The sequence below is a fragment of the Pseudoalteromonas sp. A601 genome, assembly GCF_002165575.1.
Lineage (GTDB): Bacteria > Pseudomonadota > Gammaproteobacteria > Enterobacterales > Alteromonadaceae > Pseudoalteromonas.
The window spans coordinates 130389-145622 of record NZ_MXQF01000005.1; the positions used below are offsets into that span (position 1 = coordinate 130389).

Below are 15234 nucleotides of genomic sequence, written 5' to 3' on the forward strand. Positions count from 1 at the left end.
CTATTTATCTAAAAAATTTTTTGTGTTTTTCTCTGAATTTTAATCAAGATGCAATCTAACTCCCCATTTAGCGGAGGGATTCAGAAAAATATCCAAAACATCCCTAAATTTTGAAAAATTTTGAAAATAGTTATCATAGTACTGTTAGTTTGATTAATTAAGCCTTCAAGCTAACCAATTCTTTTATTAATAACTTAAAGGTTTCTATGCAAATTATTTCTTCTAATAATAATGGACTGCAAATGCAAAAAGGATATGCGCTAGCGATAATAACCAATAAAGGTAAGATTATTCAGTCAGGTATGGTTGTTGAGTTAATGGTCTTTGAAGCAATGCTAGATCATATTATTAAAACCTTTTGTGCCAGGTTTACAAGTATTGATCCTAATTATTTTAAAGAACCTAAATAACTAAGCCCTTCAACTAAATAATATTGAATATGGCCTGTTGCAAGGGTAAACTTGCGTCAGGCCACTTCGTAATTACGTCAAAAGTCATAACCACTAACTAGCTCACCAGTATGTTTATGCAGACGCAACAAACGCTTCTTATCATTATGAAATTCCAGTAAAAGCTCAAAGTAGTCAGCATTTGAGGCACCTAATAGGTGCTCAAAAACATTATTGAGGCCACCTTTATCGCCGCTAAATGTATTTAGCTGTAAACTGATGCTTTTAAAAGTATCTTTAACTAGCTGGCGAATAGCTAAACGTTCGTCATTGGAAAGTTTTACAAGGTTTTTAGTAAGCGATAACCAGCGGTCTGTTACTTCATCACGAAAAGAGTGGTCAATTTTAGCAAGCTTGTTTTTACTGGTATCTATTTGGGTTTGAATGTCACGCGCTTGTGTTTCAAGGGCTGATATTTTATTAGCTATCGCCTGTGGTGGCGTGCCCTCAAGTATTAAAAGCGTTTCTGTAAGTGAGTTTATATCGTCATTAATTTTTTCAAGCTGCGCAACCAGTGCTGATTCTTCAGTATTAATTAATTCGCGGTCGCTGCCCCCTAGCAATATACGTTGCAGGTTTACTTTATCCTGGCAAAACTTAACAACAGCACTTTCAACCATTTCAATTTGCACTGTAGAACTCATTGTACAGTTATTATTGCGCCTAGCTTCAACACAACCATAGCGCTTATGGCTACTTTTTACTTCATCAATACACTTTTTACGATAAACAACATGCGAACCGACCGATTTACCACAACAACCACATTTAAATACACCAACGCCCGATAAAATCCCCACAAACTTTTGTGTGTGTTTCGTAGCACCTCGTTTAGATGAATCTGCGACTAAAAAATCAAACTCAACTTTACTCATTAATGGCGGGTAATAACCTTCAAGAACGTAATCAGCATCGCCTACTTTTACATTCAGCTCACCAATTAACGAACGGCGCTTTACCTCTTTATAAACATTAGCCCCAGTGTGGTGAACAGTACCCGCACCAAACTCTGCATTAATAAGCTCAGCTATTTTTATACCGCCGTGCCCTTTTTTAAATAATTCAAGCTTACGCAGCATAATAGCTTTATTGTGCGGATCGAAGTCGAATAACTTTTTATCATCATTCCACACTACCCAGCTAGGCGGCTTACCACACTTAACCCTAAAACCACGTTTGCCGGCTAACCAATCATCACATTGCTTAGTCAACGCAGAACGAACCCGCAGAGATTTAGTTTCACTTTCCTCATTGGCCCGTATCAACACCAGGATAATATAAACCAAATCCATCGGATTCTTTTTAATGGTTTCTTTATTATACTCTTTACGGTCAGCCGCCGTGATCACCGTAATATCAGCATTAATAATTTGTGCAATAATGCCCTGACTTTCAAGCGGCGCAGCACGAGAAATGCGGTCCAAACTTTCAAGCACTAAAATAGAACCCGCCGGTACCTTACCCTGCTCTACCGCCGCTAAAAATATACCCAAAGCGCCCCGGGTAATATTGGTTTTATGAAACGCACTTAACCCCATATCACGCATTGATAATGAGTCATCAAGCTCAAGCCCTTTTTCCTTAGCAACCTCTTTAGCAAAACTAAGCTGCCGATTTAAAGACTGCCCCTTAGCCTGTTCGATTGTAGAAAAGCGTATATAACTATAGAGTAATGGTTTTAAAGTAGTATGCTTATTCATGTTTTTGATTCACCTCTGTTGTTATATACAGTGTAAATCAATACAATATAAGTATCTACTATTATTATCCTTTTGCTGGCCGACAATCGCGGTAGACACCCATATTTTCCGTGTTTCTAACCGTACTAAACTAGCTATGGGCAAAGACGTGGTTGCGGTTGAACAAAAGCTCGAAAAAGTAGTACCTAAGGAATTTAAAGTAGACGTACATCACTGGCTAATATTACATGGGCGTTATACCTGTGTGGCACGAAAACCCAAATGTGGTAGCTGTATTATTGAAGACTTGTGTGAGTTTAAAGATAAAACAGAATAAAACCAATGGATGGGTTATGAAATCAAAACAAAATTATTTATTAATAATATTAATAGCTTTATCCGCACTATTTATTTGGCTAACTAAAAGCTTTATTGTTTTTAACGATGAAGTACAAGGTATTGCCTTTGCCGATTTGATAAGATCATTCACAGAGCTGAATATAATTAAAATTATGAGCTTTCCAGAGTTCTGGGCAACAAATAAGAATTACACTATGTTTGACGCCCTTAACTATATGTTCGAACCTATGACCGCTTTGTCGGGAGTAGCATCTTTTATTTTGATTTTAAGTTTTTCACATTTTGTTTCGCCTCTAAAGCCAGCTTCCATATCACTATCATTACTCTTAATTGGTTTTTTATATATTATAGTCGCATGGTCAGTGCTACTAGACGTACAAGAAACTAAAATGGTCGGTGCGTTCCTAAGTATTGGCGTGCAAGGTTTACTCATACATGCCATTATTATCCGAATCTAGGTTGGTTAAAAATGTCTCTATTAAAAATAATAATAATATTAAGCCTGATATTACTTCCTAGTATTGGCTATTGCAGTGAAATCGATTGGAGAGAAAAAACTATTGAGCATATTCGGCTCAATATAGTTTTATTTACAAATATTACCATTATTTGTCTCACACTTTTAGCCACCATGGTTTATTTTCGTGCGATGAAGACTAAAAATAAACTTATGTCAGCCCAAAGTTTAATGGATCCGCTTACAAATACACTAAATAGACGAGGCCTCCACCAGCGACTCGACTTACTATCAGACAAAGATGGTATATTACTTATCGCTGATATCGACAACTTTAAGTCTATTAATGATCGTTTTGGTCACAATACCGGTGATAAAGTATTGCTAAGAGTAGCTGACACATTGCACAAGCAAGTTCGTAGTCAAGATATCGTTTCACGTTATGGGGGGAGAAGAATTTTTTATTTTCTTTGCCCACCAGCACTGTGAAATAGCTAAAGAGATAACTGACCGATTAATTACGGCTATCGCAAATATGGACGTCAGCGATTTAGATCCTAACTTAAACCACGTCACTATAAGTATTGGGGTTGAGAAAGGAAATGTAGGAAAACATAACTTTGAATTTTTGTCTGAAAGTACTGATAAATATTTGTACCTAGCTAAAACCTCAGGAAAAAACAAAGCAATTTATGGGTTTACTGTAGCTAGCTCCTTTTAAGCTACACTCTCAAACCCTATTATTTGAAGTATATAATGTAAAATCGCTGAGCCATAAGACTAGTACCGAAGTCGTGATTAAAATTATAACTAATACTCTTAAGCCAAACGTGATAACTCATTTTCGGCTATAGAGTATAAGCGACTATTTTTTTCAGTACGTTTAATTTATTCAATGAGAGGACAATACGTCAATGCGTTTATTGCACACCATGTTACGAGTTGCGGATCTAGAAAGGTCAATTGCGTTTTACACGCAAGTATTAGGTATGAAGGAGCTGCGTCGTAATGACAATGAAGAATATCGCTATACTCTGGCTTTCGTTGGCTATGGTGACGAAAAAGATAGCACAGTATTAGAGCTAACTTATAACTGGGATACCAATAGCTATGATTTAGGTAATGCCTATGGTCACATTGCGATTGAATTTGATGATATTTACAAAGCATGCGAAGCAATAAAAGCTGCTGGTGGTAATGTAAGCCGAGAGCCTGGTCCTGTTAAAGGTGGCACAACCGAAATTGCATTTGTCAAAGACCCTGATGGTTATGCTATAGAGCTTATTCAAAAAAAAGATAATTCACTCTTTTAATTTGCTAAATGTAATTTATATTAACCCACATCATTTTATCAAGAAGCTTGCCTTGGCAGCTTCTTGAGTTTTAATTCACTCCATCACCCCACGCCGAGGCCTACACTTTACTGGTGTGAGAATTTAAAGGGTTAGTCAATTGCAAATGCCAACTTATTTAAACAGCAGCTCCCCTTCAACGCTATTAAACGTTAATTTCTTTAGTAATTTAAACCCTTCACTTTCAAAAAAAGTGTTGTGCTGATGACGGGTTACAAACACAGCTAGTCCAGAGGAAGCTGTATTACTTTGTACTAGATCATCTAAGCCTCGTAATAGATACCTTCCTAGCCCTTGTCCTTGAAAGTGAGGATCTACTGCAATAAAGGCTAAAAAGTAGTAGTTTCCTTGCTCTTTGAGCGCATTACGAATAGTTTGTTCTTTTTCTATTAATTGATTCGTTTGTAAATAGCCAGCACTAAGCATTAATTTTAATCGCCAGTGCCAATAACGCTGCGCTTGTAATTGACTATTAGATTCAAACACACATGCTACCGCTTTGAGCCTTTCATTACTGTATAAACCTATTAATGGCTGTTTTTCTTGCCAGAATGTATTTAATTCTTCACGGATCAACGCGCGTAATTTTTTTTCATAAGCGCCAAGGTTCTGTTCAGAGTAATTGAGTACTTGCTGCAATACTGGATCGTCATGATAGGCTTGATATATTAAGCTTGCTGCTACACTTATGTCTTCTGCTGCAATATATTGCACACTATAAGCGTTATTTTGCATTATGGTTGTCATAAGCACTCCTTATTATTGTTGATTGTTTGCGTATTACTATCTATAGGTATATTCCTATCCACAACAAAACGCAAATTCAGCGAGAGTTAAACTCACTCACCTCACCATAGGTTAACACTTCCTTAAAGGAGTATGATATGGATGCCACAAAGCATGATATTACCACCTTATTTAAACAACTTGGTCTACCAAGTCGTGATTCTGAAATAGATGCGTTTATTGAGCAAAATGGTGATTGGAGTGAAGTAATTGACGAGCTAGGCGTAGGACTTCGTCAATAACACCTATTTATTCTTGCGCACACTTTTATTGAGCGTAACTGAGTATATTGATATTATACCCGTACAGTACACTACAGTGCTGTGCATTATTTTTAAGAGTTTATAATTAATGAATTCCATCGTTATTGATGCTATCAAAGCCCTTCTTGAAGAAGGCAAAATCCCTACTGTTGCTTTAACTAAAAATAAATTATCTCAACCTGTACCCATGCCGATTATTATTGCAGCGGTAAGCCAGTATAAAAATAACCCTGATTCAATCCACAGTTTAATCAAACAGCCAAGTGCAGAACAAAGTAGCAACGCTCATGAAAGCCAACTTGATCGTATTGAAGCTAAACTTGATAAACTATTAGCGCTGCTAGATAAAAATTAATTGAGAAAATGTAATGTTTGTTGTTGATTTAACTTTTGACTGTTACCAAGACACCACCCTTGAAAACGCGGAGCAAGCAATTAACCGTTTAGTGAATGCGTTGCGTTTTAACGGTCAAATTATGGGGGAAGAATTCCCTACCGTTTTGAAAGATGGTTACTTTATTACTCGGGTAATGTGCCCGACTGATGACGCAATGCATCCATTAAATCACAGTCCTTTTGTCAAACACAGTATTGATAAATTACATGATGCCGGCTTGCTTGCACCAAAAGTTAAAGTAATAGGCCAAGATATTCACTCTAACGGCGCTGATGCATGCCATGAGCCTTCGTCATATATTTTATATACCACGTATGTTCACACCTGTAGCCCGCTTTATTGTGGAGATGATTTTTTACCTGTACCATTATTTAAAATCCCCGCTATAGCAAACGGCGATTATAAAACGTTAATTAAATGGCAAGAAGACTGGCAAGCATGCGATCAGATTCAAATTAATGGCGCAACGCGCTGTGAATTCCCTGCCTTAGATGAAATATCTAATCTTGATAGTGACCTTTCTCGTCGTGGTAAAGATATTGCTAAACGCATAAGGTTTTTAACCCAAAAGCCCGTTTACTATTATTTATACCGTGTAGGCGGTAAAGATAAAGCATCAGAGCTCGCTAGAAAGTGTCCGAGCTGCAACGGTGACTGGAAGTTGCCAGAGTCGTGGTTTGGCTTATTTGATTTTAGGTGTGAACCATGCGGATTAGTATCAAACATTTCGTGGGATTTTCAATAACATTGATATTGTACGCGGAGTAAACCTTACTTACTCCGCGAAATAATCGGTTACACCTTGAGTGCTTTTATAAACTCTTCAAGGTTAGGTGCAAGTACATGATGAGGTTTTTTACCCACATATTCTAAGCACACCTCACCACTTTCAACTAACACAGTAACCAATAAATCTTCTTGATCTGTCAGACCGATAAATACACTAGGCGGCTGCTTTAGTTTTTGTTTCATCAAAACATGCCCCGTTATATTCTGTTGCAGTAAGTCAAAATCATCCTCACTCCAAGTTTGTAATAACTCAATATTATGTTCATCAATTTTTGCAATAATTGAGCCTGCGTAAAATGCGCCGTAGTAACCATTGAGTGCTTCAGGGAACTCTAGGTTCAATGCAGCGGCTAAATCCTTCAACGACCCAATGGTTTCTCTGCGTGTTGCCTGCCATTGAATAAAACCATCATCATTGGGCGTACCTACTTCTGCTGGGCTTGGCCAGCTTTCGTCATGTTCAATCTGAGGCAAAACACTGGTTTGACTTAATGTATGCTGTGCAAAATTTTTATGGAGTTGTTCTAATTGGGTAACAATAGACATACTGCGAAACTCATTAGCTTTAGGTATAATACCCGTATTGTAACTACAAAAGACGCAACATGACAGATTACAGCAACTCCCCTGAACTAAAAGGTAGTGTACTTGGGCAATCAACTGAGTACGTTGACACTTACACGCCAAGTTTATTATTTCCTATCGCCCGTAAACTAAACCGTGATGATTTAAATATTGACGAAGCAAAGCTGCCTTTTAAAGGGCAAGATATTTGGACTGGTTATGAGTTATCATGGCTCAATAACAAGGGGAAGCCTATGGTTGCTGTGGCTACTTTCGCGTTTCCTTGTCAAACAAGTCATATTATTGAGTCTAAATCATTTAAACTGTATTTAAATAGTTTTAACCAAACTCGATTTGACAGTATCGAACAAGTAAGAACTGCTTTAGAAAATGATTTATCACATGCGGTAGCAATGCCAATTACCGTTACTCTTTACGGCGCAGATGATTTTAATTGCCTTCCTTGCACACCGCTACCTGGTGAGTGTATTGATGATCTAGATATTGAGATTAACGATTATGATCTAGACGCAAATACTCTTGAAAGCGAGTCTAAAGAGGTCGTTAGTGAAACCTTACACAGCCATCTACTTAAATCTAATTGCTTAATTACCTCACAACCTGATTGGGCGAGTATTATTATTCGATATACTGGTGAGAAAATTTGTAAAGAATCCTTATTACGATACTTAATTTCATTTCGTACTCACAATGAATTTCATGAACAGTGTGTTGAACGCATTTACTGTGACTTAACAGGTATTCTTAATATTACGGATCTTGAAGTATATGCGCGTTATACTCGTCGTGGTGGCCTTGATATCAACCCATATCGCTCTACCCACAACGATATTGTGCCATTTAGTGTCAAAATAAACCGCCAATAAAGGCGGTTTTCGACTACGCTTTATTTACTGACTCTCTGCGTTGGTATAGGCATGGCACATACATCTATGTAATTAGGCGTTGCAACAAACCATGCTTCACTGCGGTTCTTTCGTGCTTCAATTAGCGCTTTAAAAGTCGTTGAGTCTGTTCGCATAACTTTAAATTGGCTGCTATCGTGCTCAGCAATATCAGCCAATACTTGTATATCAGTGATTGGGTTAAAAGGTTCTTTATCGTTTGCTTGTCTATTGAGTCGATTAAAGTGCTGCATTCCTTCAAGAACACGACCAAAAACGGTAATGTTCCTATCTAAATAGCGCTGGCTGTTACCAATCGTTACATAGAACTCTGTTCCACCACTGTTAATATCATTACCCCGAGCCATGGCAAAAATACCGTTACAGTGCACTTGCCAAGTTTGGGTCTTGTTTTTATTTTGTGCCACGGCAAAACCATCTAGAAAACCTGTAATTGGAGCATAGCCATCCTGGTTATCAAGCTCGGTGATAGCCACAGGTGCTTTAGTTGTTAAATAAAACTCTGCGGGGAGTGTTTTACTCGCTTTCGTAATTATTTTTTTACCACTGGCATCCCCACCTTGAGCAACAAACCCTTCAACAAAACGATAAACATTGAGCCCTTTATAAAAACCCTGCTGCGCTAACAGTTTTATATTGCTTGTGTGTTTAGGTGCAAGATATGGATTAAGCTCTATATATGCAGAGCCTGTAGCTAGAGTTATTTTCAGTACATTATTCGGATCAACAGCTCGCCACTGAGAGTCGCCTGCGTGCTCTAAAATACTGCTCACTGTAGGCTTTTGAGCATGAGCTAGCGGCGATTGAGTCAATAGCGTTAATAGAATTGGGACTAACGATTTTTTAAACATAAAACAGCTTATTATAGGTAGTTATAGCGACAGATTATTGATTAATAGTTTTTTTATCAAGCCAATAATGTTCACTATTTAATGGCGCACTTAAGGGGAGAAGCGGGTTTTTTAATTCAATAATACGTCTATGCTTTAAATTAGCTTGAGCAATAGCATGCGCAAAATGGTGATAAAAGAGTTCATCGAATGAGCCATCGGCAATGGCAATCTCTAACCCATACTTTATTTTATCATGTAGCTTTATGTCGTCATTTGCGACAAAAAAGTAAACAGCGCTAGGGTAATGAATAGCGATATACTGATCGTTTACTAAATTTTTATCTCGCGGTTGTGTTACCTCAAATATTTCATAAGGTAATGCATCAAAACGCCCTGTTAACAGCATGTGCAATGGGTCTGCACCTTGTCCATAGGTTGTTGTTTTCAACTCGTTACTTTGAAAGATAGCAGCGTCTGGCCAATCTTCTCGTAAACCAAAAATAAAACGCTGTAACTCGCGCGAATGACGCACACCTCTAAATAACTCTTTATTATTAATATGAACTAAAGGAATACGATAGCCAAGTAGTCCTTTAACAATAGGGATCAATATAGCCTTTGCTTTTTTTTCAGATTCAGAATTTGTTACTTTCCATACAACGTCAATCCCCTTTTCAGTGCCCAATAAACGAATTGCCCGAGTTTGACTTGGAATATTATCAACAGGCTGCATATTAATTGTAATATCAGATTTACTGAGTGCTAATTGGAGTAACTCGATAGCATAAGGGTGCCCACCAGCACTATAACGTACTGTAACCTGCTGAGCTATTGCATTTGGTACTAGCATCAACATAAAACCAATTAGCATAAGTAATTGCATGTTTTACTTAATCATCCCAATCAAATTTATATAATATGTCGGCACTTCGAGTTAAGCCACTGGTAATTTCGATATATAACTGGGACAACAATTGATAGCGCACAGCAACTTCGCTGAGCGACTCAAAAACCCCGACACTGTATTTTACTTGGACACCTGGCGCAACATAACCTGAAATTTCCACTTTAGTGTCATCTCCGCTACCTTTAGAGCTGAGACTAACGTCTGATAAACCAAAGCTCTCACCCACTTTTGACACCACACCTTCACTTCGACTTACCCCTTGGGCTAATAATAGCTGCGTTAACATTGCATCGGTCGAGCTGTCGCCTTCGTCAAGCGGCTGACCGTTGAGTAGGTACGCTAGAGATTGGCCCTGATCCATTGCAGGCTCTGAAAAGACTTTTAATGAAGGCTGTTCTACGTTACCTGTTAAAGTAATGCCAGCAACCACATCGTTCGCGGTATTTTCAGGGTTACGAATTGCCTTTATATTTAAATAAGGTTTGTCTATCGGCCCACTAAAACCAACCTGCCCTGTGCTTATAATTAAGTCTTGGCCAAACGCGCGATAAGTACCTTCGCGTAAGTTTAGTTCACCCGTCGCTATCATTGGCGTTTGCTGATCCATCTTAATTGTTAAATCACCCGCAATTTTAGATTCGAGCCCAAACGAATCAATACGTACATCATTCTGCACAATTAATTTTAGGTTTATATCGTAATCAAAGGGAACGGCTGTTGATTGCTCTATTTGTTGATCAATGATGACTTCATCATCACTTACCTGCACAGCCCCCTCTGGTAACTCTTCGATTGTAATACGCCCATAAGGCACTACAACTTGGCCGACTAGTTTGAATACGTTGTCGGCAAGGTTAATGTCTAAATCCGGCGACACCTTAAACAGTACCCCTTGTTGCGCTTTAACATAAAACTGTTCACCATTTATGGCTAAATTAACTGCCGGCTTAGCCCCTCCCCAGTCAATATCACCACTTAGAGTTATATTGCCACCTTCAGTGTCATTGAGCTTTCCATCTAAAGTCGCTTTAGTTTTATCAAAGCCAATATTTATCCTTGAGTCAACGACGGATACCGGGAGCTGTTCACCTTGAAGATCAACTTCATCAATACTGACTTGCCCATTTAATAATGGCTCGGTTAACGAACCATTCAAAGCTATCTGGCCACTAATATCACCTTTAAGTTGCTCTAGCGTACCGATAAATGGTTGCAAATCGGCTAACAAGATTTTATCAATATTTATATTACCAGATAGCGTTTGGCTTGACGGTAAATCTTGCACCGAAATATCAGCATTAATGTCACCTAACAGACTCGAATTTAACGTTGCCTGCAGTTGGCCACTTTGTGAGTTAGCCTCCGCTTTTAGATTTAACGTTTCGATAGGCACTCGATATCTTATTTCTTCATCGATAAATATTGCAGCCAAATCTTGAGACTGCAATGATGCAGTTAACTTTTTCAGATTTGCTGACTGCCAATTGGCTGCAACTTGACCTGTTATGCCGCCTTTGGTGACTAGGTTTTCAGGTAATAAATGCTTAAGCTCTGCTAAATCTAAGTTATCAAGACTAGCAACTAAAGAGCCAATATCATTCGCTTGCGTGAGTTGATCAACACATAGTTTACTGCTTTGAGTCTGCCAACAGTGTTTATCAACAGAGAAGTTGCCATTTTCAGTATTAAATGTTGCTGCCACTTTGGGAGCAGCTGTTAGCTCTAAGGTATTGTCAGTCAATAACACATCGCTTAGCTGGCCTTGCCAGATTTTATTGACCATTGCACCTGCAATTTCAAATTCGGCTTTTCCTTCAAGTGCATCGAGTTCAAATTGCACGAGGTGATCTTTTTTATCCCCTGTAGCATTCACGCTAATACTATTAATTTGTTGCCCTGCAAGTTTTGCATTGCGTACTTTTATATTGGCGTTTGTTTGCCAATCGGCAGCATAATTAAAATCAGACTTTATCGATAACGCTGCAACAGCTATGTCGTCATAAGTTAAATCCTGCAAGGCTAAGTCTAAATTAACTACCGGCTCTAAACGTTCACCGCGAATGGAAAGGTGACCATCACCAGTCCCAGTAAAAGGCAGCTTTTTTTGTTCTGATTTATTTAAATACAACTTGCCATCAATATTCCATTGCTGCTCGATATGGCCCGCTAAAGACAACTTATTTTCGCCACTTGTTAGCTCAAGTGCTTTTATATTTGCATGTAAATTACTGTTTAAATCGAAGTCTGATATAAAGTTAAAGTTAACTTCATCAATAACCCCCGTTAATTGACTATCTTGCATAGATAATTGCCACTTGTTATTCGAAGCATTAAAAGAGCCAGCAAATTGACCTGAAATATCACTGGTGACACTATCTGTTAAATATTGCGCTTTAAGTTGATCTAACTGTCCAGAAAATTGGCTTTTTATACCATTTTCCCAGTTTGCTGATGCTTTTATCGTTGCGCGGCTTTCGTTTGCAGCTAAAGCGAGTCGTTCCACATTTATTTGTGTTAATCCACCATTTAACATTGCATTTAAGTTTACCTCAGGATAAGCGCCCAGTTGACTGTTCCCGGTCAGAGTTAACATATAGTCATCTGCGTTACCTTCGCCATTCAAAGCAACATTTGTCACTTTTACTGGGTTACTTTGAGCATCTAATTGCCATTGTTTTATATAGGCTTCAAGCGTAAAAGGAAAGTTTACAGTCTTCAGATCAGCTTGTAATTTGGCTGATAATGGGTAAAGGCCTTGAGTGCTCACATCGAGCTGTAAATCTGATAAATCACCACTGGCTATTAAAGTTAATTGATGATCAACACTAGCAACGTCAATTTTAGCATCTAAAGGGGTTTGCTCTTTGAGGTTAGCGTTCAGTTCAGTTGATAAATGCCATTGCTGGTAGTCAGCAGTGAGCGTTTCTAAAACCAGTTCACTGCTATCTATTGAAAATGCAGTACGGATGCTTTTTACTTCATGTTGTTGCTCAGCTTGAGTAATTCGAACCAAGTCTATTGCTACCTCTTCAATATTTGCAGCCATAGGTGAAGTAAACTCAATATCAGGTAATGGAGCCAGTGCAGTTAAAGGTTCTGCTGGAGGCTTCTCAACCTCTTTAACTAACACGTCAACCTGCTTAATACTTAAAGACCTGAGTGTAACTAAGGATTCTTCTGCTTTAGCACTTAACTGAAATTGCTGGACAGTCACATCGGCACTAGCATGTGACAAGCTAAAAGTATTAATAGCAACCCGTTTTACTGACAGCGCAATAGGTAGATTAATCTGCGAAGGCTGCTCAAGTACATCTTCATTTGACGCTACATCATCAGTTTCTTCAGTTTGGGCTTGATCCACGTTTTTAATATTTAAAGTAACTTTTTTAGCACTAAAATTTTCAACACACACCCCATCACAGTGCCACCAGTATAAATCAAGTTTTAATTGCTCTGCTGCGAAGTCTAAGCTTGGAGATCTATATGTTATATTGAACGTGTCGTTATATAAGAAGCGACCATTTTTGATATTAATAGAAAGTCCATCGACTAATTTATTCGCAGTGTAAGCGATTAATTGATTACCTGGCGCTGTAAATAGCAAACAAAACAATATCACTAGTAAGGTGCTAATAAAGATAGTTAGTAAAGCTGTAATTTTTTTCATTTTTAACATTAAATTTCAGGCCCTATAGTAATACTTAAACGCGTACTCTTACTTTCTTTTGTCAAACCCCACGCATGGTCAACTCTGACAGGGCCAACAGGTGTTAAATAACGAAAACCGAAGCCAGCACCTACTTCAACCCTATCTGAAAAATCATTCGTCGCTGTACCACTGTCAACAAACAAAGCTAGCCGCCAACTTTGCGCAAACTGATAGTTATACTCAACAGTACCTGAAAGTAAGTATTTTCCCCCGATTAAGCGCCCTTCATCATCCTTTGGAGAAATAGATTCGTAAGCAAAGCCTCGCACACTTTGATCGCCCCCTGCATAAAATCGAAGTGATAAAGGTACGTTATTTATATCATCAACGAGCATTGCACCCACATTTGCTTTTAAAAATACTAAATGCTTGTCCATATATGTACGTAGCCAAGCATTTTGCAGCTGCACGCGTACTATATTTGTTGTTGAAAACGCATCTTCTAAACCAAATTCAGCTGAGACTAGCCATTGCTCACCCCAATAAGGTGTAGTGCCACCTTTAGTGTCTTTTTTAGCATAACTAATGCCCGGCATTAACATTTTAGAACTTTGTTCATCATCCCCTAAACGATACGTTTCATAGTCACGACGGATAAATGCTGTACGCACCCAGTCGTTCTCCGTTAGCCATTGGCGCTGTAATTGTGCTGTAAATATTTTGCTATAAATATCATCAGTTAATTCATCTTCAAGTTTATAACCGACTGAATAACGCCATAAATCATCATTGGGGTCATCCACAGGAATGGTATAACCCAAAGAGATATCCTGCTGACGTTCGGAGACATTTAAGTTACTTTCAAGGTAGTGGCCATTTTCTGTGATCCAGGGCTTAGACCATTTGAACCTTACTTTCGGTCCTAAGTCAGTGTCAAACCCTCCCCCAACTTCAAAACTGTTTTCTGGTTTATGTAGTACATCTATGTTTATTGGTACTTGTTGATTTGCTCGATTGGCGATATCAGCATAAACTCTCACGCTATTAAAATAAGGGGTCGTAGATAATGACAAGTTATATTCAGAAACTGTTGTAGCTTGATATGGTTCGCCTTGTTTGAATTTAGCTAATGAACGAATGTATTTTTCTGCTGGACTTTCATTACCTAAAATTAGTTCACCAAATTGATACCTCGTACCAGTATCAAAGGTTAAAATGACTTCCGCGCTATTTAATTTTAGTGAAATAGCTAATTGATGAGCTTCCCATTTGACATCAAAATAACCTAGCTCCAATAATTGGCTTTCTATTTTCTTTCGCGCCGCATCATAATGACTGTGATTTAGAATATCACCTTGTTTTAAGTTTATTTTGTTAACAACATCCATCAATTGAGTGTCATTTTTTCCTGCTCCATGTACATTCACACGAATATCGGCAATACGAGTGACTGGACCTCGCTCAATAGTTGCAACCAACTCTTGTGACTGTGAAATATAATCTAATTTAATTTCAGGTTTATAATACCCTAATGCCTTTAGACTACTAGCTACTTGTTTTTTAGCATGACTGAGTACTGTACGCGTTACTTTTTCGCCTTCAAGTTGCTTTAAATATAGCTCTACATTTTTTTCAAGGTCACCACTTAGACCATTAATTTCATAACTTTTTACAATATTGGATGCAGCAACTAAATTGCTTGAAATAAAAAAGAATACGACTGCAATAAGCGTAAATATTCGACTAGGCAAGTAATTTCCTTACTAAAAACAAGTTAACTTTAATGAGATTAAATAATACCACAAGCCAGTGCCGTGACACAG

16 protein-coding genes and 1 pseudogene are annotated in these 15234 nt (G+C 38.1%); 10 read left to right on the forward strand and 7 right to left on the reverse strand.

The window, feature by feature from the left end:
• Positions 1–206 precede the first annotated feature (206 nt).
• The gene (locus B5G52_RS05660) at positions 207–410 is read left to right on the forward strand and encodes a hypothetical protein (protein WP_002962287.1); all 204 of its coding nucleotides are present in this window, start codon (positions 207–209) and stop codon (positions 408–410) included.
• Positions 411–487: 77 nt separating this feature from the next.
• Here the strand turns inward: B5G52_RS05660 and B5G52_RS05665 are convergent, their stop codons facing one another.
• Positions 488–2149, reverse strand: coding sequence for a recombinase family protein (locus tag B5G52_RS05665; RefSeq protein WP_002962286.1), 1662 nt, complete (start codon positions 2147–2149; stop codon positions 488–490).
• A gap of 67 nt (positions 2150–2216) precedes the next feature.
• Between B5G52_RS05665 and B5G52_RS05670 the strand changes: the two are divergent.
• The 5 genes and pseudogenes from B5G52_RS05670 to gloA all read left to right on the forward strand — a co-directional run.
• Positions 2217–2465: pseudogene (locus B5G52_RS05670) on the forward strand (endonuclease III); the annotation flags it as partial.
• A 16-nt stretch (positions 2466–2481) separates the two neighbouring features.
• The gene (locus tag B5G52_RS05675; protein WP_087531701.1) at positions 2482–2946 is read left to right on the forward strand and encodes a hypothetical protein; all 465 of its coding nucleotides are present in this window, start codon (positions 2482–2484) and stop codon (positions 2944–2946) included.
• 212 nt (positions 2947–3158) lie between these two features.
• Positions 3159–3434, forward strand: coding sequence for a GGDEF domain-containing protein (locus tag B5G52_RS22020; protein ID WP_176372510.1), 276 nt, complete (start codon positions 3159–3161; stop codon positions 3432–3434).
• Complete coding sequence (locus B5G52_RS05685; RefSeq protein ID WP_087531703.1) at positions 3388–3666, forward strand: diguanylate cyclase; 279 nt, start codon at positions 3388–3390, stop codon at positions 3664–3666. Before B5G52_RS22020 ends, B5G52_RS05685 begins: the two co-directional genes overlap by 47 nt.
• A 193-nt stretch (positions 3667–3859) precedes the next feature.
• Positions 3860–4258 (forward strand): lactoylglutathione lyase, encoded by a 399-nt coding sequence (gene gloA, locus B5G52_RS05690; RefSeq protein ID WP_087531704.1) that lies wholly within the window; start codon positions 3860–3862, stop codon positions 4256–4258.
• Between the two features lie 153 nt (positions 4259–4411).
• On the opposite strand, the gene B5G52_RS05695 is transcribed toward gloA, so the two are convergent.
• Positions 4412–5044, reverse strand: a complete 633-nt coding sequence (locus B5G52_RS05695) for a GNAT family N-acetyltransferase (protein ID WP_087531705.1) — start codon at positions 5042–5044, stop codon at positions 4412–4414.
• Positions 5045–5181: 137 nt separating this feature from the next.
• Here B5G52_RS05695 and B5G52_RS05700 point away from each other — a divergent pair, with 137 nt between their 5' ends.
• The 3 genes from B5G52_RS05700 to B5G52_RS05710 all read left to right on the forward strand — a co-directional run bounded on the left by B5G52_RS05700 (position 5182) and on the right by B5G52_RS05710 (position 6488).
• Positions 5182–5325: a DUF2789 family protein gene (locus tag B5G52_RS05700; protein ID WP_087531706.1), complete on the forward strand. Its 144-nt coding sequence runs from the start codon at positions 5182–5184 to the stop codon at positions 5323–5325.
• Positions 5326–5434: 109 nt separating this feature from the next.
• Complete coding sequence (locus B5G52_RS05705; protein ID WP_087531707.1) at positions 5435–5701, forward strand: hypothetical protein; 267 nt, start codon at positions 5435–5437, stop codon at positions 5699–5701.
• A 13-nt stretch (positions 5702–5714) separates the two neighbouring features.
• On the forward strand, positions 5715–6488 hold the full coding sequence (locus B5G52_RS05710) for a Zn-ribbon-containing protein (RefSeq protein WP_087531708.1): 774 nt from the start codon (positions 5715–5717) through the stop codon (positions 6486–6488).
• Positions 6489–6538: 50 nt separating this feature from the next.
• On the opposite strand, the gene syd is transcribed toward B5G52_RS05710, so the two are convergent.
• Positions 6539–7078 (reverse strand): SecY-interacting protein, encoded by a 540-nt coding sequence (gene syd / locus B5G52_RS05715; RefSeq protein WP_087531709.1) that lies wholly within the window; start codon positions 7076–7078, stop codon positions 6539–6541.
• Between the two features lie 59 nt (positions 7079–7137).
• On the opposite strand from syd, the gene queF reads away from it, so the two are divergent.
• Positions 7138–7983 (forward strand): NADPH-dependent 7-cyano-7-deazaguanine reductase QueF, encoded by an 846-nt coding sequence (gene queF, locus B5G52_RS05720; protein WP_087531710.1) that lies wholly within the window; start codon positions 7138–7140, stop codon positions 7981–7983.
• Positions 7984–8003: 20 nt separating this feature from the next.
• Here the strand turns inward: queF and B5G52_RS05725 are convergent, their stop codons facing one another.
• From B5G52_RS05725 to B5G52_RS05740, 4 genes are read right to left on the reverse strand one after another with little or no spacing between them, the layout of a single operon-like run.
• Positions 8004–8873, reverse strand: a complete 870-nt coding sequence (locus B5G52_RS05725; RefSeq protein ID WP_087531711.1) for a peptidylprolyl isomerase — start codon at positions 8871–8873, stop codon at positions 8004–8006.
• 34 nt (positions 8874–8907) lie between these two features.
• Complete coding sequence (locus B5G52_RS05730) at positions 8908–9738, reverse strand: hypothetical protein (RefSeq protein ID WP_087531712.1); 831 nt, start codon at positions 9736–9738, stop codon at positions 8908–8910.
• A gap of 7 nt (positions 9739–9745) precedes the next feature.
• Entirely contained in the window at positions 9746–13438 is a 3693-nt protein-coding gene (locus B5G52_RS05735; RefSeq protein WP_087531713.1) for a translocation/assembly module TamB domain-containing protein, read from the reverse strand.
• Positions 13438–15162: an autotransporter assembly complex family protein gene (locus tag B5G52_RS05740; protein WP_087531714.1), complete on the reverse strand. Its 1725-nt coding sequence runs from the start codon at positions 15160–15162 to the stop codon at positions 13438–13440. The genes B5G52_RS05735 and B5G52_RS05740 overlap by 1 nt, the downstream gene beginning before the upstream one ends.
• Positions 15163–15234: the final 72 nt, after the last annotated feature.

What these genes read in the sequence shown, in the direction of transcription:
- gloA (WP_087531704.1), top strand. Translation starts at nt 3,860, where the DNA reads ATGCGTTTATTGCACACCATGTTACGAGTTGCGGATCTAGAAAGGTCA.
- syd (WP_087531709.1), bottom strand. Translation starts at nt 7,078, where the DNA reads ATGTCTATTGTTACCCAATTAGAACAACTCCATAAAAATTTTGCACAG.
- B5G52_RS05710 (WP_087531708.1), top strand. Translation starts at nt 5,715, where the DNA reads ATGTTTGTTGTTGATTTAACTTTTGACTGTTACCAAGACACCACCCTT.
- queF (WP_087531710.1), top strand. Translation starts at nt 7,138, where the DNA reads ATGACAGATTACAGCAACTCCCCTGAACTAAAAGGTAGTGTACTTGGG.
- B5G52_RS22020 (WP_176372510.1), top strand. Translation starts at nt 3,159, where the DNA reads ATGTCAGCCCAAAGTTTAATGGATCCGCTTACAAATACACTAAATAGA.
- B5G52_RS05660 (WP_002962287.1), top strand. Translation starts at nt 207, where the DNA reads ATGCAAATTATTTCTTCTAATAATAATGGACTGCAAATGCAAAAAGGA.
- B5G52_RS05730 (WP_087531712.1), bottom strand. Translation starts at nt 9,738, where the DNA reads ATGCAATTACTTATGCTAATTGGTTTTATGTTGATGCTAGTACCAAAT.
- B5G52_RS05735 (WP_087531713.1), bottom strand. Translation starts at nt 13,438, where the DNA reads ATGTTAAAAATGAAAAAAATTACAGCTTTACTAACTATCTTTATTAGC.
- B5G52_RS05725 (WP_087531711.1), bottom strand. Translation starts at nt 8,873, where the DNA reads ATGTTTAAAAAATCGTTAGTCCCAATTCTATTAACGCTATTGACTCAA.
- B5G52_RS05705 (WP_087531707.1), top strand. Translation starts at nt 5,435, where the DNA reads ATGAATTCCATCGTTATTGATGCTATCAAAGCCCTTCTTGAAGAAGGC.
- B5G52_RS05685 (WP_087531703.1), top strand. Translation starts at nt 3,388, where the DNA reads ATGGGGGGAGAAGAATTTTTTATTTTCTTTGCCCACCAGCACTGTGAA.
- B5G52_RS05700 (WP_087531706.1), top strand. Translation starts at nt 5,182, where the DNA reads ATGGATGCCACAAAGCATGATATTACCACCTTATTTAAACAACTTGGT.
- B5G52_RS05695 (WP_087531705.1), bottom strand. Translation starts at nt 5,044, where the DNA reads ATGACAACCATAATGCAAAATAACGCTTATAGTGTGCAATATATTGCA.
- B5G52_RS05675 (WP_087531701.1), top strand. Translation starts at nt 2,482, where the DNA reads ATGAAATCAAAACAAAATTATTTATTAATAATATTAATAGCTTTATCC.
- B5G52_RS05665 (WP_002962286.1), bottom strand. Translation starts at nt 2,149, where the DNA reads ATGAATAAGCATACTACTTTAAAACCATTACTCTATAGTTATATACGC.